This window comes from Pseudonocardia sp. CA-107938 (genome assembly GCF_050936315.1).
Taxonomy (GTDB): Bacteria; Actinomycetota; Actinomycetes; order Mycobacteriales; family Pseudonocardiaceae; genus Pseudonocardia.
The window spans coordinates 417,372-432,218 of sequence record NZ_JBNJNA010000002.1 but is presented as its reverse complement, the minus strand read 5'-3'; the positions used below and the strand labels follow the sequence as shown (position 1 = coordinate 432,218).

Here is a 14,847-nt window from a genome sequence, read left to right as displayed (position 1 = left end):
GCGGTGCAGGGGTAGCCGGCACGGCGCGGCCGGCACGGCGGCGCGGTGATGCGGGGCGGCTCGACGTTGATCAAGGGCAAAACGTCGTTGCCGGATCAAATCAGCACGACATTCTGCCCTTGATCACCGCAACCGGTGCAGGGCCGGAGCGGGCGGCACAACGGCGCAGCCGGCTTGGCGTTGATCATGGGCAAAACGTCGCTAGTTGATCTTCGGAAGCGACGTCCTGCCCATGATCACCGGGAACCCGGGGCGGCCCCCACGAGCAGTCCGCGCTCCGCGAGGTTGCGGAACAACGCCTTCGCCCCGACCGTCCACGGCGGGCACTCGTCGCTGCGGCGGATGCGGTTGACCAGGGTCCCGAGCAGCGGCGCGGCGACGGTGACGACGTCGTCCACGTGGTGGGTGAACCCCTGCCCCGGCGCGTCGCGGTCGGCGACCGGCGCGAACATCGAGCCGAGGTAGAGCACGGCACCGTCGGGGTACTGGTGGTGCGGCCCGATCAGCTGCGCGACCAGCTCGGTGGGGTCGCGGCTGATCAGGGTCATCGACGAGACGTCGGCCAGCTCGAACCCGTCGGTGCCGCGCACGGTGAGCGTGACGTCGGTGCCGCGGACGTCGTCGAGGGAGAACCCGTCATCGAACAGCCGGACGAACGGGCCGAGCGCGGCCGAGGCGTTGTTGTCCTTGGCGTGGCTGAGCAGCAGCGCGGAGCGGCCCTCGACGTCGCGCAGGTTCACGTCGTTCCCGAGCGTGGCCCCGACGATCTGCCCGGACGAGGCCACGACCAGCGCGATCTCCGGTTCCGGGTTGTTCCACACCGATCCGGGCCGGATACCGGCGTCGGCCGCCGTGCCGACGGCCGACAGCACCGGCGCCTTCGTGAAGATCTCGGCGTCCGGGCCGAGGCCGACCTCCAGGTACTGGCTCCAGGTGCCCTCGGCGACCATCCGCTCCTTCAGCCGCGCCGCCGCGGCGGAACCGGGACGCACGGCGGACACGTCCGCGCCGAGCACCGCGGAGATCGCGGCACGCTCCCGCTCGGCCGCTGCCGGGTCGCCGTCGGCCCGCTCCTCGATGACGCGCTCCAGCAGCGAGACCGCGAACGTCACCCCTGCCGCGCGGAGCACCTGCAGGTCGACCGGCGCCAGGAGGTGCGGCAGCGCCGGGTCCCGTGCCTCGGGCGGGGTGTTGGCGAGCACCGCGGCGAGGTCGGCGACCCGCTCCCCCGTGGCCGCCCGCAGCGCAGCGGCCGGGTCGGCGGTCTCGCACAGGTCGCTGACCGTCGCGAACTCGGCGGTCACGTCGTACAGCCCGTCCTCGCGGACGGCGACGACCGACGGGCCGCCCACCTCCGGCCGCCAGACCCGGCCCACCAGCGCGCCGGCCGTCCCGTCCGAGGGGAGGGTGGTGGCGGGATCAGGTGGGAACACGGGGACTCCGTTCGTCGGGACGAGATCGTCTGCCACCACGTTCGTAGCTCATCGCCGGGGGAAACGCCACGGCGAGCGCGGGGCACGGCGGCGTGTCGGTGATCAAGGGCAAAGTGTCGTCAGTGGATCTTGGGCGACGACCTTCTGCCCTTGATCACCGACGCGGCCGGGACCGGCGGCCACCGAGACCGGACCAGGCCGGCACCGGAGCCATCGGCCGCCGCAGCCGACGCCGATCAAGGGCAGAACGTCGCGCCCCAAGATCAACCAACGACACTTTGCCCTTGATCACCGACGGACCGCAACCGCGCCGCGTCCGGCAGCCACCGCCCCACCACCGCAGCGACGTGCTCCCCGGCCGCCGCTCCGTGCCGCCGCCGCAGCGTGAGGAACAGCTCCGTGCTCTCCCGCCCCGGCCAGTCGGCTGGCAGCAGGTCGGCGGGTAGGCCGGGGTCGACGTACGGGATGAGGCGCCACGAGTCGACGGCCCGCACGTACGTGACGAACGCCTGCTCCCCCGAGACCGGTGCGACGTCGGCGCGGTGCGCGTCGAGGAAGGCGTCGTGCAGCGACCGCAGGTACGGCAGGTCCCACCAGCGGGCGACGGCGGCGGGGAGGTCGCCGCCGACGTCCGGGGTGTCGGTGACGAACACCGTGGCGCGGCGGCGCAGATCCAGCTCCTCCAGGATCTCGACGACCTCGTCGACCAGGAAGGCCGGGCAGATCCAGAGGCCCAGCGACACGTTGCCGCAGCCGATGCCCTGCAGCCGCCGGCGCAGCTGGTGGCGCAGCGCCCGCTCGGCCTCCGGGACCGACACCGACGCCAGGCACCACCGGTCGCCGTGCGCCATCATCCGCGGGTGATAGATCCGCCGGTCGCCGCGGGCCAGCATGCGCTCGGCACCCGGCCCGAGCCGCAGTCCCGCGACGCCGTCCCGCGCCTCGGCGACCAGCAGCCCCTTCTGCTTCACCCGCACGATCGTCGTCCGCGTGACGGGCGCCGCGACCCCGACGGCACCCATCAGCTCGATCAGCGCCGGCGCGGCGATCCACCCGCCCAGCTCGCGCAGGTACATCCCGACGATCGAGCGCAGCAGGGAGGTCGAGCTGCCGGGCCGGGAGTCGAGGTCGTCGAGGATCATGTGCGCGGCGACAGCGATTCCTTGCTGATCGGGTTGCCGTCGGAGTCCGTGAGGTCGGGCAGCGCGGCGTAGAACTCGGCGAACACCTTCGGCAGGTCGGCCGCGATGTCGTTGACCTGCAGCTCCACCTCGTGGACGAGCGTCGCGGAGTCCTCGGTGTGGGTGTACCACTGGAACTTCTCCAGCGTGCCCGGCTTGCGCACCTGCTCGACGACGAGCCCGACCGAGCCCTCCTGCGGACGCTGCGGCGAGTGCGGCACCCCGGCCGGGAGCAGCCACGACTCGCCCTCCCGGATGTGCACGGTCCGCGGGCGGCCGTCGACGATCAGGTTGACGTGGATGTCGCCCTTGATCTGGTAGAACCACTCCTCGTACGGGTCGACGTGGTAGTCCTGGCGCTGGTTCGGGCCGCCGACCACCATCACGATGAGGTCCTGCCCCTCCGGGTGCAGCTGCTTGTTGCCCACCGGCGGCCGCAGCAGGTGCCGGTGCTCCTCCACCCAGCCGTCGAAGTGGATGGGCTCGCCGATCGCCATCTATTCCTCCTCGGTAACGGGCCGGTGGGCCACTGCGGAGATCTCGATCAACAGGTGCGGGTGCGGCAGCTGGTGCACGGCCACGGTCGTCCGCGACGGGCCGGTCGCCGCGTCGAAGAACTCGCCGTAGACCTCGTTGTAGCCGCCGAAGTCGTTCATGTTCACCAGGTAGGTCGTGATCGACACCAGGTCGGCCAGGTCGCTGCCGGCGGCGGTCAGCACGTCGCGGATGTTCTCGATGACGGCCCGCGTCTGCTCCCGGATGTCGAGCGACGTGGTGCCCAGCTCGTCGACGCTGACGCCGGCGAACGTGTTGTCCGGGCGCCGGCTGCTCGTGCCCGACACGTAGATCAGGTCACCGGCGCGGCGGGCGTGCGGGTACGCGCCGCGCGGCCGGGCCTTGCCCTGCACGACGATCGCGCGGTCGGTCATCGGCGAGCCCTCCAGGCGAGCAGGACGGACCCGACGGCGGCGGCGAGCGCGCCGGCGACCAGCCGGTCCTGGGTGCGGACCCGGCCCTCGATCCGGGAGTACGGGGTGGTGGTGAACGAGACGAGCTCGTAGCGCGACACGTAGCCGGGCACGACGCGTTCGAGGGCGTGCCGCGCCCGCGTGCTCCACCGGAAGAGCCGCGAGTTGACCTTGTTGCTCATCTCGTCGAAGTTCTCCAGCGCCATGTCGGCGATGGCGTCGGCGTTGGCCTTTCGACGCTCGCCGTAGAGCGCGAGCGCCGTCGACAGCTCGCCGCCGGCGTCGGTGATGCAGCGGCCCAGCTCGACGCAGTCCTCGAAGGCGCAGTTGGCGCCCTGCCCGAAGAACGGGACGATCGCGTGCGCGGCGTCGCCCAGCAGCGCCACCCGGCCGACGACCCACGGCGCGCACCGGACGGTGACGAGCGAGCCGACCGGGTTGCGCAGGAAGTCCTCGACGAGGGTGGGCATCAGGGGCACCGCATCCGGGTAGTGCTCGGCGAAGTGCGCCGTGACGGCCTCGGCGCTGTCCAGAGTGGACAGCCCGCCCGGCCCGTCCTTCGGCCAGAACAGGGTGCACGTGAAGGACCGGTCGAGGTTCGGCAGCGCGATCATCATCGCCTCGCCGCGCGGCCAGATGTGCAGCGATCCCGGGTCCAGCGCGAACTCGCCGTCCGGGGTCGGCGGGATGGTCAGCTCCTTGTAGCCGTGTGGGAGGAACGACTGGCTGTAGTCGAACCCCTCGCGGAACTGCAGAGCGCGGCGTACGGCCGAGTAGGCGCCGTCCGCGCCGATGACGAGGTCCGCGGGCACGGTGACCTGGCCGCCGGCGGTGTCGAAGCTCAGCGTGCCCGTGGCGGGGTCGACCCCGGTGCAGGTGTGGCCGAAGTGCAGCGAGACACCGGACGTCTTCTCCGCGCAGTCCAGCAGCGCCGCGTTGAGCGTGGCCCGGCTGATCGAGTTGATCGCGCGCGTGCCGTCCGCGGAGTACGAATGGAAGCCCAGCGCGCCGGCCCGCGGGTGCAGCGTGCGCCCGCGCATCGGCAGCGCCTCGGCGAGCGCGGCGTCGGCCAGGCCCACCCTGGCGAGCGCGTCGATCCCGCGGGCGGAGAGCGCGAGGTTGATCGAGCGGCCCCGCTCGGGCCCGCCGACGCGCGGATCGGCCCGCCGCTCGTACAGCGCCACCTCCAGCCCGCGCTCGGCGAGCATCGTCGCGAGGAGGCAGCCGGCGAGCCCCGCGCCGACCACGGCGACGCGACGGGCCGGCGCTCCGTGCCAGGTCAGCGGTTCAGCCGGCACGGAGCACCGCCGCGAGTGCGTGCGCGGCCCGCCACGCGTCGTGGTGGGTGCAGTACAGGGGCGCCGGGGCGAACCGCACGACGTCAGGGCGCCGGGCGTCGGCGATCACGCCGTGCTCGTGCCGCAGCCGCGCGCTGACGTCGTCGGCGTCGGGTCCGAGCAGGCGCAGCGACAGCTGGGCGCCGCGCCGGTCGGGGTCGGGCGGCGTCAGCACCTCGACGGGCAGGTCCGCGCACAGCGCCTCGACCAGCTCGGCGAGGTACCCCGTCAGGCGCAGGCTCTTCGCACGCAGCGCGTCCATGCCGACCTCGTCGAAGATCCGCAGCGACGCCAGCACCGGCGCCATCGCGAGGATCGGCGGGTTGGAGAGCTGCCAGGAGTCGGCGGTGTCGACCGGGTCGAGCTCCGGGAGCATCCGGAACCGTGTCGCCGGGTCGGTGCTCCACCAGCCCTGCAGCTTGGGCAGCGCACGGTCGGCGAGGTGCCTCTCGTGGACGAAGCAGCCGGCCGGCGCGCCCGGCCCCGAGTTGACGTACTTGTAGTGACACCAGGCAGCCCAGTCGACGCCCCACTCGTGCAGCCGCAGCGGAACGTTGCCGACGGCGTGCGCGAGGTCCCAGCCGGCGATCACCCCGGCGTCGCGGGCAGCCGCGGTGATCGCCGGGATGTCCATGAGCTCGCCGGTGAGGTAGTTGACCCCGCCGAGCATCGTGGTGGCGATCGTGTGGCCGCGCGTGCGCAGGACGTCGAGCACGTCCTCGGTGCGCAGGCATGCCTCGCCCGGGCGCGGGCGCAACCGGATCACGGCCTGCGCCGGATCGAAGCCGTGCAGCCGGACCTGGCTCTGCGCGGCGTAGGAGTCGGACGGGAACGCGCTGTCCTCGATGAGGATCGCGTACCGCTCCGGCGTCGGGCGGTAGAAGCTGACCAGCATCAGGTGCAGGTTGACCGTCAGCGAGTTCATCACCACGGTCTCCGCCGGCTGCGCGCCGACCAGCCGGGCCGCGGCGTCGCGCAGGAGCTCGTGGTACGGCTTCCACGGCCGGGTCGCCTCGACGTGCCCCTCCACACCGAGCCGCGCCCAGTCGGCCAGCTCCTCCTCGATCAGGCCGGCCACCGAGCGGGGTTGCAGGCCCAACGAGTTGCCGGCGAGGTACGCGACCTCCGGGTAGGCGCCCCCGCTCGCCGGCGGCACGTGGAAGCGCTCACGCAGCGTCGGCAGCGGATCGGCCGCGTCCAGCCGGTGGGCGTGCTCCTCGGTTCGGACGTCGACGGTGCTGGTCATGCCTTCTCTCCCAGGAAGCGCACGGCGTTGCGGCCGAGCAGCAGCGACCGCTGGTCGTCGGTCAGGAACCCGGCCTTGCGGATCACCGCGCCCGGCTCCGGCTCCCCCAGCGGGTACGGGTAGTCGGTGCCGAGCAGCACCCGCTCGGCGCCCATCGTGTCGACGAGCAGGCGCAGCGCGCGCTCGTCGAACACCACCGAGTCGACGAGGAACCGGTCGAGGTAGCCCGACGGCGGCAGCGCCGAGCCGCCCACGACGTCGGGCCGCTCCCGCCACGCGTTGTCCATCCGCCCGACCCAGAAGGGGAACGAACCGCCGCCGTGCGCGAAGCAGATCCGCAGCTCGGGGCCGATGCGATCGAACACGCCGCCCAGCGTCATCGCCACCAGCGACAGGTGCGTCTCGGCCGGCATCCCGACCAGCCACTGCGCCATCCAGCGCCCGACGCGCGGCGAGGACGGCATGTCCCACGGGTGCACGAACACCGGCACGTCCAGCGCGGCCGCGTGCTGCAGGAACGTGACGACGCCGGCGTAGTCGAGGTCGCGGTCGCCGACGTGGTTGCCGATCTCGACGCCGCGATGTCCGGCGCCGACCGCCCGTTCCAGCTCGCGGCACGCCGCGTCGGTGTCCTGCAGCGGGACCTGGCAGAACGGGACCAGCCGGCCGGGCGCCTGCGCGGCGATGTCGAGCGCGAGGTCGTTGAAGATCGCGGCCGTGGCGGCAGCGGCGTCGGCGGGCTGGTCGTAGGAGAAGAACACCGGGGTCGGGGAGAGCACCTGGCGGTCGACGCCGTGCCGGTCCATGTCGCGCAGGCGCACGTCGGCGTTCCACGCGGTGTCGGTGATCGTGCGGAAGGGCTGCTCGCCGAGCATGATCGTCGCGGTGCGCGGGGAGTCCACGCGCAATGACGGCCGCGGACCGACACCGGGCAGCTCCGGCCAGCCGTGCGGCACGTAGTGCGTGTGGACGTCGATCACGCTCACGAACCGATCTCCGTCCGCACCGCGTACAGCTCGGGGAAGAACGTCAGGTCCAGGGCGTGGCGCAGGAAGCCGACCCCGCTCGACCCGCCCGTCCCCCGCTTGAAGCCGATGGTGCGCTCCACCGTCTTCAGGTGGCGGAAACGCCAGATCTGGAAGTTCTCCTCGATGTCCACGAGCTCCTCACACGTCTCGTACTCGGTCCAGTACGTGTGGGTGTCCTCGTAGAGGCGCAGCAGGACGGGCACCAGCTCCGGTTGGAAGACGTGCGCCATCCGCACGTCCCGATCCAGCACGGAGCGCGGCACGGCGTGCCCGTGCCGCGCGAGGTAGCGCAGGAACGCGTCGTACAGGCTGGGCGCCTCCAGCATCCGGCGCAGCAGGTCCTGCGCGGCCGGGTCGTGCGCGAAGACTTCGAGCATCTCGGCGTTCTTGTTGCCGAGCGCGAACTCGACGGCCCGGTACTGGTAGGACTGGAAGCCCGACGCGGTGCCCAACGCGCCGCGGAACTGCACGTACTCCGCCGGTGTGAGCGTCGCCAGCACCGACCACTGCTCGACCATCGACTTCTGGATGTGCTTGACCCTCGCGAGCTGCTTCAGCGCCGGCGCCAGCTCGTCAGCGTCGATGCACTCCACGGCGCCCCGGATCTCGTGCAGCGTCAGCTTGAGCCAGAGCTCCGCGACCTGGTGCTGGACGATGAAGAGCATCTCGTCGTGGTGCGCGGGCTGGCTCACCGGCTGCTGCGCGGACAGCAGCAGGTCAAGGCGCAGGTACGAGCCGTAGGACGAGGTCGCCGAGAGGTCGCGGACGATGCCGTCCTCCACCGGTCGGGTATTGCCGGGGCTCGACACGAACGCCCTCCCGTCGCCGATTTCACGATCGTGACGCCCGTCAAGGTAACGCAATCGGCGCGGCCGGCAAAGGCCTCGCCACTATCGGACCAGGAAACCGGCGTCCACGGGCAGCGCCACTCCCGTCACGTAGCGGGCCTCGTCCGACGACAGCCAGACGATCGCGTGCGCGATGTCGACCGACTCCAGCAGCGCCACGGGGAGGGCGTTCACCAGCGCGCCGTCGGTGGCGTCGCCGAGGACGACACCCGTCGCGTCGTTGACGACCATCGGGGTGTTCACGCCCGTCGGGTGCACCGAGTTGACGCGGATCGAGTGCGGCGCCAGCTCGATCGCGAGCGTGCGCATCAGCCCGACGAGACCGTGCTTGGCCGACGCGTAGTGCGCGATGCGGGGCATGCCCTTGAGGCCCGCCGTCGAGCTGGTCAGCACGATCGAGCCGCCGTTGCCGGCGGCGATCATGTGCGGGACCGCGGCCCGGACGGTCTTGAACACGCCGGTCAGGTTGACCCCGACCGTCTCCTCCCACTGCTCGTCGGAGATCGACCAGGTGTTCTCCGCGAACGAGCAGATGCCCGCGTTCGCGCACACGACGTCGAGGCGGCCGAGCTCGGCCACGCCCTCGTCGACGACGGCCTGCACCGCAGCGGTGTCGCGGACGTCCGCCTCCCGCGCGACGATCCGCCTGCCGACCTTCTCGACCTGCCGGACCGTCTCGGCCAGGTCCTCCGGGTCCGCCAGCGGGTACGGCACCGAACCCAGCTGCGCGCACACGTCGAACGCGATGACGTCGGCGCCTTCCTCCGCCAGGCGCACCGCGTGCGCCCGACCCTGCCCGCGCGCCGCGCCCGACACCAGCGCGACCTTCCCCTCGAGCCGTCCGCCCATGTCCCCCTCCTCCTGTGCCTCCGCTCAGCCAGCGTTCCCGGCGGTCATCCCGGCGGCAACCGAGATCGTCTCGCCGGTGATGAAGCGCGCCTCGTCCGAGCAGAGGAACGCCACGGTGGCGGAGACGTCGGCGGGCTCGATCCACGGCACCGGCAGCACGTGCGGTTCGGCGAACGCCGCTTCGGCGTCGGCCAGCGTCGGTTCCGGCAGGTCCGGGCGGAACAGGCGGTAGGTGGCGGGGTTGTGCGCCATGTCGGTGGCGACGGTCGTCGGGCAGACCGCGTTGACGGTGATGCCGTGCTCCCCGACCTCCATCGCCGCCGTCTTGACCAGCCCGATCACGCCCCACTTGGCCGCGCAGTAGTGGCCGAGGTTGGGGATGCCCTGCTTGCCCGCCACCGACGACGTCGCGACGACCCGCCCGTGGCCCTGCTCGATCATCAGCGGCAGCACGGCCCGCATCGCGTGGAAGACGCCGGTGAGGTTGGTGGCGATCATCTCGTCCCACTTCCGGCCGTCCATCTCGGCGACCGGCGCGTACGAGAGCACGCCGGCGTTGGCCAGCAGGAAGTCGACCCGCCCCAGCTCGGCGCGGGCCTGCTCGACGAACGCCGCGGTCGCCGCCTGGTCACGCACGTCGGCGACGACCCCGAGGCACCGCCGGCCCAGCGCCTCGACCTGCCGCACGGTCTCCGCGACGTCGTCGGGCGTCGCCAGCCCGTAGGGCACCGACGCCAGCGGCGCCGCGACGTCGCAGAACGCCACGTCGGCGCCCTCCGTGGCGAACCGCACCGCGTGCGAGCGGCCCTGCCCGCGCGCGCCGCCCGTGATCAGCACGACCTTCCCGTCGAACCTGCCCATCGCGCTCCCCCTCCGGTCTCCTCGGAGTCAAACACGCCCGCTTGGCGGCTGCCGGCCGTGCGCGGCCGCTGCCACCATCGACGGTCCTGCTCGGCCCCTCCGACGTGGGGTGACGCGATGACGCGACCGCTGCCGTTCCCGCCCGAAGCGCTCCACCTCCCGCCCGGCATCGGCGAGAACCTCCTGCGCAACTTCCGCGGTCGCGTCCGCTGGTACGGCATCGAGGGCGGCGCGGAAGGGGAACCGCAGGTCGGCGAGCTGACCGGCCCGCGGGAGGAAGGGCTGTGGTGGTCGGGCTGGCGGCACCTGGTCGTCGGGTACACGCCCGACCCGCACCTGCTGCTGCACGACCCGGTCGGCGGGCACCTGTCGATCCGCGCGACCGGGTACGGGGACTCGTCGGAGGAGCTCTACCGCGACTCCGACTGGCCGACCGGGTACCGGGTGGCCCGCCGGGTGGCGCTCCCGATCGGCGACGTCGCGCAGTACCTGTTCCACGACCCGGACACCGGCCAGCTCGACCTCGTCGAGGTGACCAGGGCCGGTCAGCGGGTGACCGTGCGGCGCCGGCGGCGCTGGCACGACCGCTCGCTCGTCGGCTGGTCCGACGCGGTCGCCGTGACCCGAAGCTCCACCGACCAGCAGGCCACCCACCTGCTCCTCCTGAGACCCGACCGCACCGGGCTGGAGGTGCGCCGCTTCTCCGACGTGACCCACCGGGTGGCGACCGTGCGCTTCGGCAGCCGCGCCGAACGGCTCGTCGTCGGCTGGTACGACGCCAACGGGGGCGGCGACACCGGTGACGACCTGCTGGTGCAGCTCCTGCCCACGACGCACGAGGAGCCGGCCGCGCACGTCCTGCGCGTGTACGTGCAGGACGGCGACGACGGCTACGCACCCGCCGCGAACACGCTGGTCGGGCGCCCGTTCACCAGCCTGACCACGGCACCGCTGACCATCGGCGGCCGCTCCGAACTGGTCGCCCTCGACCGCGAACGCGGCGACCTGACCGTCTTCGACACCGACGCGGACGGCCGCCCGTTCGTCATCGACCTGCACCGCGGCATCGCGCCGGGCTGGGAGCAGGTCGTCTACGTGCCGGACCTGAGCGGCCAGGACGCCTACGGCCAGCCCCTGCGCAGCCTGCTGCTGTACCGGTCGAGCTAGCGGCACCTCCCTCGACACGATCGTGGCCGACTCCTGCCGTCCCCGGCTTTCCGATCGCTCTACGGGCGCCGTCGCGCCCGGTGTGCCGCCACGCGCGTGCGGGTGGCGCAGTTCGGGGTGCAGAAGCGCCGGACGCGGCGCTCCGCGGGGTTGACGAACACGCGGGTGCAGTCCGGCGCCGCGCAGGTGCCGAGGGCGGTGAAGCCGTGGGCGGCCGCGTAGAGGGCGAGGCCGAGCGCGCCGGTCCCGGCGATCCACTCGGCCCAGGTCGCGTCGGCCCGCGTGGCGTGGACGTGCCAGCTGGTGCCGTCGTGGTCGGAGAGGTGGGGGCGCTCGGCGAACTCGGCGAGCAGCGCGTTGAGCAGGGCCGCCGCGGCGTCCGCGGGCAGGTCGAAGACAGGTCGGATCCGTTCCCGGACCGCCGTCACCGCCAGCGTGTCCGTGTCGTCGACGGTCACGGGTTCCGGTTCGCCGTGCGCGACGAGGAACTGCCGCAGCGCCTCCGCGTCGGGGAGCTGCGCGTTCACGAGGTCGACGGCGAGGTGCGCGGCGCGGTCGGGCACCTGCAGGGCCGACGCCATGACCACCTCCTCGTAACGCCATATATACGGTAACGCGTAACCATTGAGTACGCGCTACCAAGGAGCATGGCATGCGGCTGCGCGACAGCCCCGGGCTCCCCGCCTACCACCTCGCCGCCACCCTGGCCCGCACCGGGGACGAGATGGTCGGGTTCGCGCTGGTCCTGATCGTGCTCGACCGGACGGGCAGCGCCGGGCTGGCCGGCGCGATCGGCGCGGCGTACGCGTTCCCGGCGATCCTGACCGGCCCGCTGCTGGGTGCCTGGCTCGACCGCACCGCGCACCGCCGCCTCGCGCTCGGCGCGAACCAGGCACTGCTGGCCGCGGTCATGCTGATCATGCTCGGAGCGGTGGGCCGCGCACCGGACGCGGTGGTCATCGCACTGGCCGCCGTCGCCGGGCTGACGCTGCCGATGGTCAGTGGCGGCTTCACCGGCATGCTGCCAGCGATCGTTCCGGCGCCGCTGTTGACCAGGGCGAACGCCGCCGAGGCAGCGAGCTTCGGCACCGCCGCCATCGCCGGACCGGCGGTCGCCGCGACGGTCGCGGCGCTCGTGTCACCCGACGCCGCGCTGCTGCTGGTCGTCGGCGCGGCGGCGGCGAGCATCGTGGCGCTGACCGGGGTGCCGCCGGTGCGACCCGAGCAGGACGCCGTGCACCCGCCGATGCTCGGGGCCGCCGTCGAGGGGCTGCGCCACCTGTTCCGCGTGCCGCGCCTGCGTGCGGCGACGGTGGCATCGACCCTGTCGCTCGGCACGAGCGGACTGCTGCTGGTCGCGCTCCCGCTGCACGCCGTCACGCTCGGCGCACCGGCCGCGACCAGCGGCTACGTCTGGACGGCGCTCGAGATCGGCAGCGTCGGCGCGGCCCTGCTCGTCGGCCGCTGGCAGGCTCGCTGGCGCCCCGAGCGGACGGTGCTGCTGTCCGTCGCCGCGTTCGGGGCCGCGCTGCTGACCTGGCCGCTCGCCGGCACGCTGCCGGTGCTGGTCGCACTGGCGCTGGTGGCCGGGATCGTCGAGGGCCCGATGATGCCGGCGATGTTCGGCGCCCGGCAGGTCTACAGCCCCCTCGCCCTGCAGAGCCGGGTGTCGACGAGCGCGGCGAGCCTGCGGATCGCCACGCTCGCGGTCGGCCAGGCGGTCGGCGGCCAGCTCGCCCTGCACGTCCCGACCGGGGTGGTGCTCGCGATCGTCGGCGGCTGCCAGCTCGGCGCCGCCGTGCTCGGCGCGCTCGCGCTGGGCAGCCACCGCATCATGGCGCCGTGACCGCAGCCGGGGTGCACCACGCGTGTGTTCCGCACGTCAGGGGGTACGCGACGGGCATGACGTCACACACCCACGACCGCGCGACGGGGCCGGCGCAGGGCGCGGAGTCCGACCTGTCGGGCGCGTCGATCTCCGAGCTGGTGTCGCGGCTGACCACGCAACTGTCCGAGCTGATGCGTGGGGAGCTGGAGCTCGCCAAGGCCGAGCTCGCCGAGAAGGGCAAGCAGGCGGGAGCGGGTGCCGGGATGGCCGGAGCCGGCGCGGTGCTCGGCTGGTTCGGCGTCGGGGCGCTGGTGACCGCGGCGATCGCCGGGCTCGCGGTCGTGCTGCCGGTGTGGCTGTCCGCGCTGATCGTGGCCGCGGTGCTGCTGATCGTGGCCGGTGTGCTGGCGCTGGTCGCGCGGTCGCGGATCGCGCAGGCCGCACCGCCCACGCCGGAGCAGGCGATCGCCGGCCTGCAGCGCGACGTGGAGACCGTCAAGGAGGCGGCACGCCGATGACCGAGAAGGCGGGCAAGACGCAGGCCGAGCTGCGGGCCGACATCGACGAGGTGCGCGCCGAGATCGGCGACACGGTGGGCGAGCTGGCGGGCCGCGTCGACGTGCCGGCGCGGGTGAAGGCCAAGAAGGACGAGGCTGCCGCGCTGGTGGCGGAGAAGGCGCCGTCGCTGGACCGGATGGTGCGGCAGCGGCCGACGCTGGTTGCCGGCATCGCTGTCGTCGTGTTTATCGGCTGGCGGATCCTGTCCCGGAGGCGCTCAGGCGCCGGGTGAGCGGCGCTCGAACAGCAGGTCACGGGCCACGTCCAGGGCCCTGGCCACGGCCCCGAGCAGCACTCCCCCGTCACCGAGCTCGCTGGCGACGATCCGCGGCCGCAGCGGCCCGAGCTCGGCGATGCGGCGGCTGATGGCCTCGCCGAGCACGTCGAGGTTGCGCCCGACGCCGCCGCCGAGGACGACGAGGTCGGGGTCGAGGATCGCGGTCACCGCCGTGATCAGCGCGCCGATCCGCCTACCTTCCGCCTCGACGATCGCCTGTGCGCGCTCGTCCCCGGCAGCGGCCGCGGCGAACACCTCCTCCGCCGAGTCGAACGACAGCCCGGACTCGTGCGCGGCCTGCAACAGGCCGGACGCCGACGTCGTCGCCTCGGTCATGCCGCGGTGGCGCGTGTCGAAGCGGGGGACCTCGAGGTCGTTGTTCGGCAGGAACGACACCTCGCCCGCCGCGCCCGTGCCGCCCACGTAGAGCGACCCGTCGATGACGATGCCCATGCCGACGCCGGTGCCCACCGAGACGAGCACGAAGTTGCGCACGCCGCGGCCGGCACCTGCGGTCTGCTCGCCGACGGCGGCCAGGTTGATGTCGTTCTCGATCGCCGACTCCACCTGCAGCGCCGCCCGCAGCTGGTCGACGAGGCCGGCCTTGCCCCAGCCCGGCAGGTTCGGGGCGAGGTCGAGCCGCCCCGTCGACGGGTTGAGCACGCCGGGGGAGCCGATCACGACGTAGCTGACGGCCGTCCACTCGACGCCTGCCTCGGCCGCGACCTCGCCGGCCAGCGCGCGCACCCGGCGGACCAGCTCGGCGCCGGAGCGGGCCGTGTTGCGGACGTCGCGGCGTCCCACGAACTCGCCGCGGAGGTCGGCGATGGCGAGCCGGATCCACTTGCGGCCGATGTCGACGCCGGCGACGAGGCCGGCGCGCGGGTTCACGTCGTAGATGGCCGTGCTGGGTCCCGGCTTGCCGCCGCGTGACTCGACGAGGTGCACGAGCCCGGCGGACTCCAGCCCGGCGAGCGCCGCGGAGACGGTGGGCTTGGAGAGCCCGCTGGCCGCCGCGAGGTCGCCGCGGGAGGACGGCCCGTGCTCGTGGAGGTGGTCCAGCAGCAGCCGCTCGTTCATGGTGCGCAGCAGCTGCGGGTTCCCGACCTGGCCTTTCACCGCTGCTCCCCGCGTCGCGCCGGGCCGGGAAGACCGCGGCCCGCCGGTCGCGCAACGGAGCCGTGGTCCTCCCGGCGTGCCGGCGGCCGTCGACCACCCCCCTGGGTCGACGGCGTCTGGACACCGACCATGTCAGTAAACTACCTT

General features: G+C 73.2%; 16 protein-coding genes. 4 read left to right on the top strand and 12 right to left on the bottom strand.

The window, feature by feature from the left end; translation table 11 throughout:
- Positions 1-236: 236 nt before the first annotated feature.
- The 10 genes from ACQEVB_RS35020 to ACQEVB_RS34975 all read right to left on the bottom strand — a co-directional run bounded on the left by ACQEVB_RS35020 (position 237) and on the right by ACQEVB_RS34975 (position 9,751).
- Positions 237-1,433, bottom strand: a complete 1,197-nt coding sequence (locus ACQEVB_RS35020; RefSeq protein ID WP_432982085.1) for a fumarylacetoacetate hydrolase family protein — start codon at positions 1,431-1,433, stop codon at positions 237-239.
- A 263-nt stretch (positions 1,434-1,696) separates the two neighbouring features.
- Complete coding sequence (locus ACQEVB_RS35015) at positions 1,697-2,575, bottom strand: PaaX family transcriptional regulator (RefSeq protein ID WP_432982082.1); 879 nt, start codon at positions 2,573-2,575, stop codon at positions 1,697-1,699.
- Positions 2,572-3,111 (bottom strand): 3-hydroxyanthranilate 3,4-dioxygenase, encoded by a 540-nt coding sequence (gene nbaC, locus ACQEVB_RS35010; RefSeq protein ID WP_432982079.1) that lies wholly within the window; start codon positions 3,109-3,111, stop codon positions 2,572-2,574. The genes ACQEVB_RS35015 and nbaC overlap by 4 nt, the downstream gene beginning before the upstream one ends.
- Entirely contained in the window at positions 3,112-3,543 is a 432-nt protein-coding gene (locus ACQEVB_RS35005) for a RidA family protein (RefSeq protein ID WP_432982076.1), read from the bottom strand. It lies immediately after the preceding gene.
- The gene (locus ACQEVB_RS35000) at positions 3,540-4,880 is read right to left on the bottom strand and encodes an FAD-dependent oxidoreductase (RefSeq protein WP_432982073.1); all 1,341 of its coding nucleotides are present in this window, start codon (positions 4,878-4,880) and stop codon (positions 3,540-3,542) included. The genes ACQEVB_RS35005 and ACQEVB_RS35000 overlap by 4 nt, the downstream gene beginning before the upstream one ends.
- On the bottom strand, positions 4,870-6,165 hold the full coding sequence (gene kynU, locus ACQEVB_RS34995) for a kynureninase (RefSeq protein WP_432982070.1): 1,296 nt from the start codon (positions 6,163-6,165) through the stop codon (positions 4,870-4,872). The genes ACQEVB_RS35000 and kynU overlap by 11 nt, the downstream gene beginning before the upstream one ends.
- A complete protein-coding gene (locus ACQEVB_RS34990) occupies positions 6,162-7,151 on the bottom strand; it encodes an amidohydrolase family protein (protein ID WP_432982067.1) in 990 nt (329 codons plus the stop codon). The genes kynU and ACQEVB_RS34990 overlap by 4 nt, the downstream gene beginning before the upstream one ends.
- On the bottom strand, positions 7,148-8,002 hold the full coding sequence (locus ACQEVB_RS34985) for a tryptophan 2,3-dioxygenase (RefSeq protein WP_432982064.1): 855 nt from the start codon (positions 8,000-8,002) through the stop codon (positions 7,148-7,150). Before ACQEVB_RS34985 ends, ACQEVB_RS34990 begins: the two co-directional genes overlap by 4 nt.
- Before the next feature lie 81 nt (positions 8,003-8,083).
- Positions 8,084-8,890, bottom strand: coding sequence for a mycofactocin-coupled SDR family oxidoreductase (locus tag ACQEVB_RS34980; protein ID WP_432982061.1), 807 nt, complete (start codon positions 8,888-8,890; stop codon positions 8,084-8,086).
- A gap of 24 nt (positions 8,891-8,914) precedes the next feature.
- Complete coding sequence (locus ACQEVB_RS34975; protein WP_432982058.1) at positions 8,915-9,751, bottom strand: mycofactocin-coupled SDR family oxidoreductase; 837 nt, start codon at positions 9,749-9,751, stop codon at positions 8,915-8,917.
- Positions 9,752-9,868: 117 nt separating this feature from the next.
- Here ACQEVB_RS34975 and ACQEVB_RS34970 point away from each other — a divergent pair, with 117 nt between their 5' ends.
- The gene (locus tag ACQEVB_RS34970; RefSeq protein WP_432982055.1) at positions 9,869-10,918 is read left to right on the top strand and encodes a hypothetical protein; all 1,050 of its coding nucleotides are present in this window, start codon (positions 9,869-9,871) and stop codon (positions 10,916-10,918) included.
- Positions 10,919-10,977: 59 nt separating this feature from the next.
- Here the strand turns inward: ACQEVB_RS34970 and ACQEVB_RS34965 are convergent, their stop codons facing one another.
- Positions 10,978-11,499, bottom strand: coding sequence for a CGNR zinc finger domain-containing protein (locus tag ACQEVB_RS34965; protein WP_432982052.1), 522 nt, complete (start codon positions 11,497-11,499; stop codon positions 10,978-10,980).
- Positions 11,500-11,570: 71 nt separating this feature from the next.
- Here ACQEVB_RS34965 and ACQEVB_RS34960 point away from each other — a divergent pair, with 71 nt between their 5' ends.
- From ACQEVB_RS34960 to ACQEVB_RS34950, 3 genes are read left to right on the top strand one after another with little or no spacing between them, the layout of a single operon-like run.
- A complete protein-coding gene (locus ACQEVB_RS34960) occupies positions 11,571-12,764 on the top strand; it encodes an MFS transporter (RefSeq protein WP_432982049.1) in 1,194 nt (397 codons plus the stop codon).
- A gap of 56 nt (positions 12,765-12,820) precedes the next feature.
- On the top strand, positions 12,821-13,264 hold the full coding sequence (locus ACQEVB_RS34955; RefSeq protein ID WP_432982046.1) for a phage holin family protein: 444 nt from the start codon (positions 12,821-12,823) through the stop codon (positions 13,262-13,264).
- A complete protein-coding gene (locus ACQEVB_RS34950) occupies positions 13,261-13,536 on the top strand; it encodes a DUF3618 domain-containing protein (protein WP_432982043.1) in 276 nt (91 codons plus the stop codon). The genes ACQEVB_RS34955 and ACQEVB_RS34950 overlap by 4 nt, the downstream gene beginning before the upstream one ends.
- Here ACQEVB_RS34950 and ACQEVB_RS34945 read toward each other — a convergent pair.
- A complete protein-coding gene (locus tag ACQEVB_RS34945) occupies positions 13,522-14,700 on the bottom strand; it encodes an ROK family transcriptional regulator (protein ID WP_432982040.1) in 1,179 nt (392 codons plus the stop codon). The two genes, ACQEVB_RS34950 and ACQEVB_RS34945, sit on opposite strands and share 15 nt — an antisense overlap.
- Positions 14,701-14,847: the final 147 nt, after the last annotated feature.